A 13,380-nucleotide genomic window follows, 5' to 3' on the forward strand; every position below is an offset into this window, starting at 1 on the left:
AAAACATACAAACTATGATATCAAAAATTAAATATGGTGCACTCTTGATTGCGCTGGTTATAATGACTGGTTGCAGTGAAGACGATGAAAAATTGACCGTGGCGGTTGAAGATGCACCTTTACTTGCAGAATTAGATATAAACCGGGTTGCTTTAGATCAAACCAATCCCGGTAATCCCGCAGTAACCATTAGTTGGAATAAGGCGAGCTATGGTTTGCCTACGTTGGTAAACTACGTTGTAGAATTTGCTACTGAAGATACCTTTACAACTCCAATTACGGCTGTAAGCACTACAAATACCGAAGCTACAATTTCAGTAAGTGCTTTAAACAATACCGCAAATGATTTAGGATTTGTTCCTTTTGAATGGCAGCAGGCATTCATCCGTATTAAATCGTCTATAGGTACTCAGGCTTCTAATGTAAGCTATTCTGAACCTATTGAAATTATGATTAATCCGTACTTTTCATATCCTTTTGACGACTATTATTTAGTAGGTGCTGCAACCGCTCCGGGCTGGAACAATGATCAAAATAACCCGCTTCTATTTAGAAATGCGTTCAACGAAAATGAGTACTCCTATACAGGAAGATTTCTTGCAGATGCTTTCAAAATTTTAGCAAATCGTGGTCAGTGGGCTCCACAGTATGGTCAAGATGGCGGCACATTGGTTTTAAGAGCTACAGATGATGATCCAGATCCTCCGGTTTTTAGCTCTACTTCAGAAGGGTATCAAAAATTTACTGTAAACTTTTCTACAGGAAGTTTTACACTTACAGATGTACCTAACGTAGGTGCTCCATTCACATCGGTTTCTCTTGATGGCAATGCGGGAAGTTCAGCTTCATTAACGGCTTTAGATTTTGATCCGCATATCTGGTACATACGCTCTACTCCATTAGAAGCAGGTTCTGTGACATTTTTAGCAAACGGAAGTACGACATACGGAGGTTCTTCAGAGTTTTCTGGAGTTTCTGTTGTTGATGGTGTGAGTATCCCGGTACCTGTAAAAGATAATTACGAAATATGGTTTAATGATATCACGGGTGATTACGCGATGATTCCACTTAACTTTTCAAAATAAAGAATATGAACACACTATTAAAAAAGTCACTATTTAGTCTTTTCGCTTTAGCTACATTAATAGGCTGCGATAATACTGAAGATCTTATTCTTGAAGAGGGTCAAAGTTCATTTGAGATAAATAGCACCAATTTTTCAAACTTAGTTTTAAACGCTTCTTACCCAGAGAATGCAGCCTTTACAATTAGCTGGAATGAGGAGCTAGACGCCGCATCTACGTATAATGTGGTAATGGCGACAGATGAAAGTTTTACTAACGAGATCGCTCTAGGTACCAGTGAGGATACTAATTTTACCATATCGGTAAGTAACTTAAACGCACTTTTATTAGACGCGGGAGCAGAGCCGTATAAGGCATTTCCAGTTTATGTGCGTATTAATTCTGAGAGTCAATCTACGGAAGCTCTAAGTTATACGATAACGCCTTATGCTGTAGCCGCTCCGGTAATTACTAATCCGGATGCTGATTTTAGTATTGTTTTAGATGGGGAAACTCCTGATGCAACAGCACTTGAAATGATGTGGACCGATTTTTCTACTGAAGGTACTGCGGTTTCAGTTGTTTATAGCATAGAACTGGCAGTTGCAGAAACAAATTTTGAAGACGTTCAGACCATTGGGCAAGTAACAGATTTGAATGCTTTCACCCTATCCAACTCACAGCTTAATGCGCTGGCGTTATCACTGGGCGCTGATGAAGAAAGTTCTATTGATCTTGAAACTCGAATAAGAGCTACTATAACTAGTGATACAGGAGTAAACGAACGACTTTCTCTACCAGTTGCATTTTCTGTGACTACCTATAGTACAGCGGTAACTAATTTATTTTTAGTAGGAAGCGCAACGGCTGCAAATTGGGAAAACAATAATAATAATGCACCTATAATAAGAGATCCTAATAACAAGAATGTGTATTCATATACTGCTAAATTTAATGGTGGTGGTGATTTTGCATTCAAATTATTAGAGACGCCAGGACAATGGCAACCACAGTGGGGAGTTACAAATAATACATTTGTAAGTAATGAAACTTCAGGTCAAGAACCCGGTGTATTGAGTGTTCCTACCACCGGCTATTATAAACTTGATATAAATACAAAAACGGGTGTTTATAGCATTGCTCCATATGATGCTAGTGCTGCAACGGTTTACCCAGCTATGGGTTATATAGGTTCTTCACGTACTGGTGGAGATGATGGCTGGAGTGATCCAGATTCAAACCTTACACAATCTACTTTTGATCCTCATATCTGGTATGCAAAGAATGTGAAATTATTTGATGGTGAATTTAAATTTAGAGCAAATGATTCTTGGGATGTTAACTGGGGAGCGACTACTACAATAAGCGGTTATGGAGTTCTCAATTCTTCATCAAATATTCCTGTTACAGCAGGAACGTATGATATTTGGTTTAATGATCTAACCGCCGGATATATTTTTATTCCTGTAGAATAAAAAAAAATAAAACCATAAAGGCCGTGCTTGCACGGCCTTTTTTAATCTTAAAAATTTGAGAATGAAAACAAAACTACTCGTACTTCTTTTCCTTGCTTTACCAGTTTCCTTTTTTGCTCAAACTATCACGCTGAGTCCGGAGCCTTTTTCAGAAGATCAGAATATTACAATAACTGCCTCAAATGTTTCCTGGACTTCCGGAGTTTATTTGTGGACTTGGCATTATGATTCTTCAGGAACTCAAATTAATAATCCGGAGGCAATAGGCACAGATTTTGGCAATTCTCCAGAATCTTCACGCTTTACAAATAATGGTGATGGTACCTATTCTTATGTTCTAAAACCAACAGAATTCTATAAAAATACTGGTATTAGCAGAATAGGGTTATTAGTAAAAAATCAAAATGGTTCACAGCAAAGTACCGATCTCATTAAATCAGTAGGTGCTTTTGATGTTACATTAACTGCACCCACTACAACCAGTTCTAGTGTTGCTAGTGGTTCTGATCTTAATATTATAGCAACTTCTACTGTAACGGCTGATTTTAGATTATTTGCTAATGGAAATCTTCTTAATTCAGCGAACTCGACAAAAAATTATACATATACAGCAAACCCAACACTAAATACTAATTACCGTCTAGAGGTTACCCAAACAGGAACTTCAAATCTTGTGGTGCGCAGTTTTACGACTTTAGTAAAACCTGTTCCTCAAGCATTACCTATGCCTGAAGGAATGATAGATGGTTTTAATTATGATAAGTCTAAACCAAACGAAGCTACTCTGGTATTTTATGCTCCAGAAAAAGAATTTATTCATGTAATAGGGAATTTTAATGAATCTAACTGGACCTTAGACTCAAAGTATTTAATGAACTATGATGATACAGCAGATCGTCATTGGATAACGATTGATCTTACAAATACCCCAAAAGAACATTTATTGTATCAATATGTTGTTGAGTATAATCTGCGCGTTGCAGACCCCTACTCTACACTTATTCTTGATGAATTTAATGATCAATTTATAAAGACATCCACGTTTGAAAACATACCTGCTTATCCGTCTGGTAAAACTTCAGAGGCGATATCCTATATTCAGCTAAATGAAGAGGATTACCAATGGCAGATCACAGATTTTAAACCTGCAAAACGCGAGGATCTGGTGATTTATGAGGTACTGATTCGTGATTTTGATACTGAGCAAAATTTTCAAAGTGTCATAGATCGTTTGGATTACTTATCAGAATTGGGTATTAATGTTTTAGAGCTTATGCCTGTTCAGGAATTTGATGGTAATTCGAGTTGGGGGTATAATCCATCATTTCATATGGCGTTAGATAAATATTATGGAACCAGAAATGCATTCAAAGCTTTAATTGATGCAGCTCATGCAAAAGGAATCGCTGTAATAATCGATGTGGTTTACAACCATGCAAGCGGACAAAATCCGTACTACAGAATGTATAATACAAGTAATGGCGGTACTGGCGGTCAACCCAGTGCAGATAGTCCGTTCTTTAATCAAACCGCAACTCATTCTTATAGTGTTTTTAATGATTTTAATCATTCTAAGACCGCTACAAAAAATTATGTTAAGCGTACGGCATCATACTGGATAGAGGAATTTAAAGTGGATGGATTTCGTTGGGACTTGACTAAAGGCTTTACTCAAAATTGTACCGCTGCCGACGAATCCTGTACAAATGCATATCAACAAGATCGTGTAGATGTTCTCAAAGAATATGCAGATATGCAATGGGAATTAGATTCAGATTTTATGATCATTTTTGAGCATCTGGGAACCATATCTGAAGAAAAACAATGGGCAGATTATCGCCTTAACGAAGGAAAAGGAATAATGCTATGGAATAAACATACCAATGCGTACAATCAATCTACTATGGGTTATGCAAGCGATTCTAATTTTGATGCTGCATCGTACAAGGCAAAGGGATTTGATAATCCTGCTGCTGTTACCTATATGGAAAGTCACGATGAAGAGCGCTTAATGTATAAAAATATAGCATTCGGGAATTCAACGACTTCTTATAATACAAAAGACCTAAATACGGCCTTAGCACGTATGGAAGCTGCGGGAGCGGTATTTTTCACAATTCCGGGACCTAAAATGATCTGGCAGTTTGGCGAATTAGGATATGACATAAGCATCTTTACTTGCGAAGATGGAAGCAATCCTGGTGATGATAGCTGCAAGTTAAGCCCCAAACCCACAGGTTGGAATTACTTGAGTACCGATGCTCGTATAAAATTACGAAACACGTGGGCTGCTATGATTGCTTTAAAAAAGCAACTTCCTATTTTTGAAACAACTGATTTTACAGTAGAAACCGGAAATACAGATCTTGTCAAAAAAATACATTTATCTAATAAAAATGCAATTGAAGGTGAAGTCAACTATGTAACAGTACTTGCAAATTTAAGTATGACCTCACAAGATATCAATCCTCAATTTCAAGAAACTGGTATGTGGTACAACCTTATGAATAATGAAGAATATGAGGTAACGGCTACAACAACTCCCATACGTTTAGAAGCTGGAGAATATAGAATTTTTGGAAATACAAATGCAACTTTAAGTACTAGTAGCGAAAATTTTGCAAACCAAATTGCTATATTTCCAAATCCGGCAAGCTCCTACTTTAAATTAAGCCAAGATGTAGATGATCTTCATATTTACACAACGGATGGTGCACTTGTAAAAAGCATTGATTTTAAAAACTTAAAAAATAAACAAGTTCCAATTGATGATTTAACCTCCGGAATATATTTAATAGAAACAATACGTGGAGAATTGAAACAAACACTTAAATTAATTATCAATTAAAATTTGCTTGCATTATTTATCAAGGTTCTATTAATAAGGATAATAAAAAGCTTTTGTAGGAAATTCCGATGATTCAGTATTCTAAAAAAGGTGTTTTTCCCCTTTTGAGAAACTATACATTTAAATAGATTTACAGTGTATTAATCAATGATTTATACCGTTTTTCATTTAATTAATAGGGGAATTAAATTTAAAATGTATTAATGATTTAGGGGTGAAAGGCACTTTGCGCAAGCAAGGTGTTTTTCTTTTTTGGATAAATCTGAAAATTATATACTTGTAAAAACTTAATCGATTTACTTATAAATTCTCTAAGGATATTCTCAAGTAAATTGTAAATTTACTATGTCATTAATAATTTAGGGGTGAAAGGCACTTTGCGAAAGCAAGGTGTTTTTCTTTTTTAAATTACTATTAATCAGCTTATTAATAGCTTTTTAATTTATTTATAGTACGCAGTTTCTACCTAATATAATGCTGAAATGACATGACGTTTCTGAAGAATTATTCAATTAATTACCTAAAGTATTTCGATTCCGTTTTTTGAATTCGAGATTAAACCGATCTCTTCTCACCAAAAGTCTTTTTCTAAAAACAAGAAATAAGATATAGCCTAACCAACTAAAGATACCAACGAGAAACACCCAAAGAATTAATTCTTTGGGTGTCTTAAATTTTTTATAGCGGAGTTCTAAAAGAACCAAAATTATAAATACAATTCTAAGATAGATCAAATCCTATTGTTTTTGTTTTTCCGTAGTTATATAGGTATTTACTCGCTCTTCTAAAAGCGAAAGAGGTAATGCTCCCTGACCTAATAGTACTTCGTGAAATGCTCTAATATCAAACTTATCGGTTAATTCTGATTGAGCTTTTGAACGCAAATTGAGAATTTTATTCATCCCTACTTTATAAGCCGTGGCCTGTCCTGGCATTACAATATGGCGTTCTACCATTTTGATACAGTCACTTTCTGCATTGGGAGTATTTTCTTTATAATAAGCTACACCTTCTTCACGCGTCCATTTTTTATGGTGTATACCTGTATCGACTACGAGTCTGCACGCTCTCCATAATTCCATTGCTAGCCTGCCAAAATCTGAATACGCGTCTTTGTACATATTCATTTCCTTAGGTAAATATTCACAATACAAACCCCAGCCTTCTATATAGGCTGTATAGCCACCAAACTTTCTAAATTTTGGTAAGCTATCTAGCTCCTGAGCGATGGCTAACTGCATATGATGACCTGGAATTCCCTCATGATAAGCAAGAGCTTGCATTTGATACTTTGGCATAGCCTTGATATCATATAAATTTGCATAGTAAACTCCCGGTCTAGAACCATCGGGTGCCGGAGAATTATAAAAAGCTTTACCAGCACTTTTTTCTCTAAATGACTCTACCTGCTTAACTTCTATTGCTGCTTTTGGTTTTGTAATAAACAATTGATCAAGACGACCACGCATATCATCAATAATTGACTTTGCTTCGGTCATATACGCTGCTCTTCCTTCATCGGAATCTTCGTAGTAAAATTTGCTATCATTACGCATAAATTCAAAGAAATCCTGTAGACTTCCTTTAAATTTAACCTGCTTCATAATTTCTTTCATTTCACCTTGAATACGTGCTACTTCACTCAGTCCCAACTCGTGAATTTCTTCCGCAGTCATAGAGGTTGTAGTTGCCCTGTTTAAAGCAATACCATAAAAAACATCACCTCTAGGGAATTTCCATACGCCATCATCTGTGGTTGCTCTTATTTTTTGATTCTCCACAAAGTCGATTAACTCATTATATGCAGGTTGTAAGCTATCTATAAGTGCATTTGTCGCTTCAAGCATTAATCTATCTTTACTTGCACTATCAAGCTTCAACTTGTCAATTTTAGACTCAAAATCGGCTAAAATTGGCATTTGTTCCTGAGACTTTTCAAAAGGTCTACCCTTTAAAATATTTCTACTATCATCAAGTACACGATCTAATACAAATTTTGGAGCAATTATTTGATTTGACTCCCGTATCCCTAACTGATTGCGCAACTCAGTAAACAATGGTTTAACCCCTTTAATACGAGAAATATAGGCCTCTGCATCTGCAATACTATCTATCCTATGTTTATTGATAAGAAATGCGGGAACACTCGAGTGTAAACCGTACATCTGATTTACAGGATAATTATAAAAACGATATTCATAATCTTCAATATCGTTTTTCATATTTAATACATACAGCTTATAACTCACAGCTGTAACAGAATCTAATGCATTTACATTAACTTCATTTTCAAGATATGAAAGGCGCTCCTTGGCATTATTGAGATTAGTAAGCATCATTTCTGAAGAGATATCATCCCATTTTCCGTAGTTGGTCTTGTATCCTAAATTGGTTTGCCCCTGTGGAGATAATGCTAAATCTTCTTGAAACTGTTTTTCAAACCAGGCATTTAAGGCACTACTTTGCTTATTAATTTCTTCCTGAGTTACTGTTTCTGAAGATTCTTTTTTACAAGATCCTAAAACAAGAAAAACACTTAATATAAAGAGATTAAATTGAACTCTCATATGCTTAATTTATAATACTGAATTGAATTTCTGAATCCCCAAATACGCTATGTGATTCTTTAGTAAAATCTTCAGCCTTTGCTTTATAAATATTAGGTACAAAGGTTTGTGGATTACGATCGATTAATGGGAACCACGTACTCTGAATTTGAATTTGGATTTTATGACCTTTTAAAAAGGTATGGTTAACCCCTTGAAGTTTCACATTTACCGGAGTTTTAGTATTGGATTCAAAAGGCTTTGGATCACTAAAACTATCACGAAAACGACCACGCATAACCTCACTACGCACCATCATATGGTAGTTACCCATTTTTAAATAATCTTGAGTCTCGGGGTAATCTGGTGCATCTGGAGGATATACATCTACTAACTTTACAACCCAGTCTGCATCTGTTCCTGTCGTAGCAACTTGTAATTTTGCCAGTATCTCACCACTTAAAGTCATATCTTCGGTTAGAACCGGTGTCTCATAAACTAAGACATCTGGTCTGCGCGCCGCAAATCGCTGATCGTCTGTCATATATTTACGAGGTGTAAAAACCATCTTAATATCTTCAGAATAAGGTACTGGCTTTTGAGGATCACTTACAAATGTATTCTCAAAATCTGGATCTGCATTTTCAGATAGTAACTGTCCTGCTCCTAAATAAAAGCTCTTCTTCACAGCTTCTTTAGCCGGCCAATTAGAATAGCTATTCCATTCTCTTGCTCCACTATCATACATAGAAGCTTCCGGTAAATTAATAGTTCCTTTACCATCATTTTTCAAGAAGTGATTAAAGAATACAGTCTCATAGTTTTTTTGGAAATCTCTTGATAGGTTATCTCCAAAATATACATTACCTATCGCCTGACGTTCAGTCTGTCGCGCCCAGTCTCCGTGACTCCAAGGACCGAAAACCATAATATTATAATTTGAGCTGTTCGCTTCTATATTTTTGTAGGTATTAAACGGACCATATAAATCTTCAGCATCAAAAAGACCACCTACTACCATTACTGCTGGCTTAATATTTTTTAAATGTTGAAGAATTCCGCGGCTTTTCCAGAACTCATCATAATTGGGATGCTCTTTAAACTGCTCCCAGAATATATTATCTTTTTTATAGAAGGTATCTAAATTTGTTAAGGGACCTTGATCTAAGAAAAATTGATATTGATCTTCAGATGGTAAATCAGGAAACTTATACCAGGCTTCTGTGCTAGGCTCGGTCTTCATATAACCGAATAACGAAATAGCTCTCCAGTAGCTTTCTAAAAAAGCACCATTATGATGAAAATCGTCAAAGAAAAAATCTGAAATACAAGCCTGTGGAGAGACTGCTTTTAAGGCAGGATGTTCACTCAGCAGCGAATAAGTCGCATAAAAACCGGGATAAGAAATTCCCCAGGTTCCTACATTACCATTAGTATTATCGACATTCTTAACTAACCAATCAATTGTGTCATACGTATCACTAGCTTCATCTACCTGCTTTTTCTTTTTATTAGGAATATATGCTCGCATATTATCATAAACACCCTCACTATTCCAACGGCCACGAACATCTTGATGAACAAAAATGTTGCCTTCTTCTACTAAATATTGGTTAGGTCCTATTCTTCCTTTAAAATTTTCTTCTCCATATGGAGCACAGCTATACGGAGTACGCATCATTAAAATGGGATACTCCTGTGATTTATCTTTTGGACTGTAAATCGTTGTGTGCAGAAGAATACCGTCACGCATCTTAATTTTGACCTCCTTTTTGTCATAATGCTCTTTTACATAGGCTTCGGTTTGAGCTTGTAATCCTGCAAAAAGGAACATGAAGAATGCAACCAGTGCAATTTTAAAGTTTTTCATTCAGTTGTATGTATAAGTTAATTCAAATTTTTGGATCACTAAATTTAGTGAAGTTTATCTTGTATAAGCCGAAATACCTTCTTTTAGCCAGGCTTCAAACTCTGATACATCTGGAGTATAACCAATAGGCGTATTTAAAACATCCCCCTGCGTGTTCAATAAAACATAATAAGGTTGTGCATTAATTTGATATTCTGTAATCTGAAAATCGCTCCATTTATTACCTACAGTTTTCACGCGTTTTCCAGTCGTTTCACTTACATATTGTTCATTTTTGGGTAAATCTTCTTTTAAATCAACAAACAATGAAATTAAAACTACATCATTCTGAAGTTTTCCAAGAATTTGTGGTTCACCCCAAACGCGCTCCTCCATCTTTCTGCAATTAACGCAGGCTTTACCAGTAAAATCTAATAATACGGGTTTGTTTACAGCCTTTGCATAAGCCATCCCTGCATCATAATCTGTAAAGGTTATTAATTGATAAGGACCCAGTTCTGAATCTTCTGGTAATTCTCCCAACTCATTTTGACCACCTTTCATGTATCCCACACCGTATGGTGATTCGCTATAATTCATAGGCGGGGGAAATCCAGTAATTAATTTAAGCGGTGCTCCCCAGAGACCAGGTATAAGATATATAGTAAAGGCTAACACAGTTAATCCTAGCAGTACTCTACCTGAAGATATATGCGCTAATGGCGAATCGTGAGATAGTCTGATTTTTCCAAAAAGATACAGGGTTAGTCCGCTAAAAATTGCAATCCAAATAGCGAGAAAAACTTCGCGTTCTAGCAGATGAGCTTGTAAAACCAAATCGGCATTTGACAAGAACTTAAATGCCAATGCCAGTTCTAGAAAACCTAGAACCACTTTCACAGAATTTAACCACCCACCAGATTTAGGTAAAGAGTTCATTAATCCCGGGAATAAAGCAAATAAAGCAAAAGGTATAGCGATCGCTAATGAAAAACCAAGCATTCCTAATATAGGAGCTAATCCTCCCTCTGAAGCCGCCTGCACTAGTAACGTACCCACGATAGGCCCGGTGCAGCTAAATGAAACTATGGCAAGAGCCAATGCCATAAAAAATATACCTATAACTCCTCCTCTATCAGCTTTGCGATCTACTGCATTTGCCCAAGAATTAGGTAACATAATTTCAAAAGCTCCAAAAAACGAAATAGCAAAAATGACTAATAGAACGAAGAAAATTATATTGAACCAAACATTTGTAGACAATGCATTTAACGCATCTGCTCCAAATATCGCAGTAACCAATGTTCCTAAAAGAACATAAATAATGACGATAAACAATCCGTACAATAAGGCGTTACGTCTTCCTACCGCAGCGTTTTTACTTTGCTTCGTAAAAAAACTAACCGTCATAGGAATCATTGGAAAAACACACGGAGTTAATAGTGCTAAAAATCCGGAAGCAAATGCAAGCAAAAATATAGTCAATAAATCCTGTTTTTCTTCATCTTCAAAATCTTCAATAGCCGTTTGCGACTGTTTTGGATTTTCAAGCTCTGTGGAAAAATTTTCGAACTCATTGTAATCCTTAATAACTTCTCCTTCTAGAGTATGAAGGTTAAAAACAAAGTACTTCTCTTCATTAATGCAGACTTCCTTACACACTTGATACTTAAGTATCAATTTTACAAAATTGATGTTTGAGTCGGTCACGCTAATGGTCTGAGAAAGTCTGGCTTGATCTTTAAAAAAAGTCTCCTCTACTTCAAACACCTCGCTATAAGCTGTAAATGTTTCTCCTTCTTCTGTAGGACCTTCTAGGGTATATGAAGATTCACTACCTAAAAATTCGAGCTCCAATGGTAAAGAGCCATTTGTATCGGTAAATTGTGAATAAACGTGCCAGTCTGTATCTATAGCACCGTCAATTATAAGTTGAAATCTAGAACTGTCTAGCTTATTTACGCTCGCCTCCCATTCTACAGGATTTTGTGTTTTTTCTAAATCTGTGAATATCTGTGCATTTCCTGTAAGTGAAAAAAAGAACATTACAAGAAGGAAACCATATTTAATCATAAATAACCGTGAATTTTACAAGTTTAGTCGTGCCCGACTTAATTTTATAACGATTGTCTGTGCGCTCACCTACAATCCATATTATATTTTCTCCAGAACAAAGTAACCAGGCGCTTTCTTTATCTAAAGTCGAAAATTTATTGTCTTTAAAATATTTGCTTATTTTTTTCTTTCCGTGCATCCCAAAAGGATAAAAGATGTCACCTTCCTTCCATTTGCGCACTGTAAGTGGAAATTCTAACTGGTCTCTATTAAAAAAGGCAGCGTTATTATCTTTTTTATCAAATTGAGATGCTTCTTCAATTTTTAAAGTGAGCCCAGGAATATTAATTAAAGAATCTTTGCTCGTTACTTTAAACTCTTCTTGATCCTCTACTTTATGTTCTGTTAATAGCAGTACCTCTCTATCTCTTATTAAACGATGTTTTCCTGCTATTACTTGTTTACCAGATTGTGCCGTTAGCAAATCGTAAATAGTGTCCCAATCTGTAAACTCAAAACCTTTTAATAATTGATATAATACCAATTTAGTATTCGGCACTTCTAATAATTGAGGAATATTAAGTTCATAACCCTTAAAGGATTGCGTGACAATTTTTGAAAATAAAAAAGCTGTATAATCTTCTAACAACGTAGCAGATTCCTGTAAGTAGGTTTGCGTTTTTTTAAACTGTGTCAGAAAATCAGGTGATGCTTCCTTCAAAGCAGGAATTGCGTGATGCCGCAAATGATTTCGTAGATAATTATCGGTAGAATTACTACTGTCTTCACGCCAGTTAATCGCGTGTTGCTCTGCATAAGCCGCTATTTGATCTCTGCTAAACGGTAATAATGGACGCAATATAAAATCACTATTCTCGGTCATTCCTGTGAGTCCCTCAATACCGCTTGCTCTACTTATATTAATTAAAAATGTTTCCAGATCATCTTGTGCGTGATGAGCGGTAACCGTATGGCTTAAGTTGTGCTCAGCACATAACTCCATAAACCAGGCATATCGTAATTCGCGGGCTGCCATTTGGGTAGAAACTTTATTCTCTAAGGCAAACGCTTTAGTATTAAACTTTTGAATATAGATAGGTACGTTTAATGCTCGTGTAAGCTCCTCTACAAATTTTGCATCCTGATCGCTTTCCTTTCCGCGTAGCGAAAAATTGCAATGCGCAATTGCAAAATCAACACCGGCTTTTTTGAGCAGATGTAAAAGTACAACGCTATCGATCCCTCCACTAACGGCAAGAAGAACTCTGCTTTTAAAGAGAATAGGAAAGTTATTAGAAATGTGCTTTAAGAAGGCATCAAACATAGTTTTCAAATATACAATTTTAGGATTCAGATACTTTTAAAAGTGCAAAGTTGTGATGTACTTTCTTAGACAAACTACCTATTTGATTCCTAATTTCAATTTTACTTTAAATTCTCGCCATTCAAATTAAGTTAAGATAGATTTAAGCTAAACAATAGTTGTACATTTAATAGTTAGGTTTGTAACCTGTGTTACTTGAAGATTTGTTGAACCTATATA

7 protein-coding genes are annotated in these 13,380 nt (G+C 35.7%); 3 read left to right on the top strand and 4 right to left on the bottom strand.

Translation table 11 applies throughout. The features are described from left to right. The first annotated feature begins 14 nt into the window (after positions 1–14). From ABVM53_RS15075 to ABVM53_RS15085, 3 genes are all read left to right on the top strand, one after another. Positions 15–1,085 (top strand): SusE domain-containing protein, encoded by a 1,071-nt coding sequence (locus ABVM53_RS15075; protein WP_405327728.1) that lies wholly within the window; start codon positions 15–17, stop codon positions 1,083–1,085. A gap of 5 nt (positions 1,086–1,090) precedes the next feature. Beyond that, positions 1,091–2,539 carry a SusE domain-containing protein gene (locus ABVM53_RS15080; RefSeq protein WP_405327731.1) on the top strand — a complete coding sequence of 483 codons (1,449 nt, stop codon included), beginning with the start codon at positions 1,091–1,093 and terminating at the stop codon, positions 2,537–2,539. Between the two features lie 61 nt (positions 2,540–2,600). Continuing rightward, the gene (locus tag ABVM53_RS15085) at positions 2,601–5,387 is read left to right on the top strand and encodes an alpha-amylase family glycosyl hydrolase (RefSeq protein WP_405327734.1); all 2,787 of its coding nucleotides are present in this window, start codon (positions 2,601–2,603) and stop codon (positions 5,385–5,387) included. Between the two features lie 737 nt (positions 5,388–6,124). On the opposite strand, the gene ABVM53_RS15090 is transcribed toward ABVM53_RS15085, so the two are convergent. The 4 genes from ABVM53_RS15090 to tilS are packed head-to-tail and all read right to left on the bottom strand — an operon-like array spanning position 6,125 to position 13,161. Next, positions 6,125–7,954 carry a DUF885 domain-containing protein gene (locus ABVM53_RS15090; RefSeq protein ID WP_405327737.1) on the bottom strand — a complete coding sequence of 610 codons (1,830 nt, stop codon included), beginning with the start codon at positions 7,952–7,954 and terminating at the stop codon, positions 6,125–6,127. Positions 7,955–7,958: 4 nt separating this feature from the next. Further along, on the bottom strand, positions 7,959–9,803 hold the full coding sequence (locus ABVM53_RS15095) for a CocE/NonD family hydrolase (protein ID WP_405327740.1): 1,845 nt from the start codon (positions 9,801–9,803) through the stop codon (positions 7,959–7,961). 54 nt (positions 9,804–9,857) lie between these two features. Next, complete coding sequence (locus ABVM53_RS15100) at positions 9,858–11,855, bottom strand: cytochrome c biogenesis protein CcdA (RefSeq protein WP_405327742.1); 1,998 nt, start codon at positions 11,853–11,855, stop codon at positions 9,858–9,860. Further along, complete coding sequence (gene tilS, locus ABVM53_RS15105; RefSeq protein WP_405330877.1) at positions 11,848–13,161, bottom strand: tRNA lysidine(34) synthetase TilS; 1,314 nt, start codon at positions 13,159–13,161, stop codon at positions 11,848–11,850. The genes ABVM53_RS15100 and tilS overlap by 8 nt, the downstream gene beginning before the upstream one ends. Positions 13,162–13,380 lie beyond the last annotated feature (219 nt).

The sequence above is a fragment of the Leeuwenhoekiella sp. LLG6367-2.1 genome (genome assembly GCF_045055775.1).
GTDB lineage: Bacteria > Bacteroidota > Bacteroidia > Flavobacteriales > Flavobacteriaceae > Leeuwenhoekiella > Leeuwenhoekiella aequorea.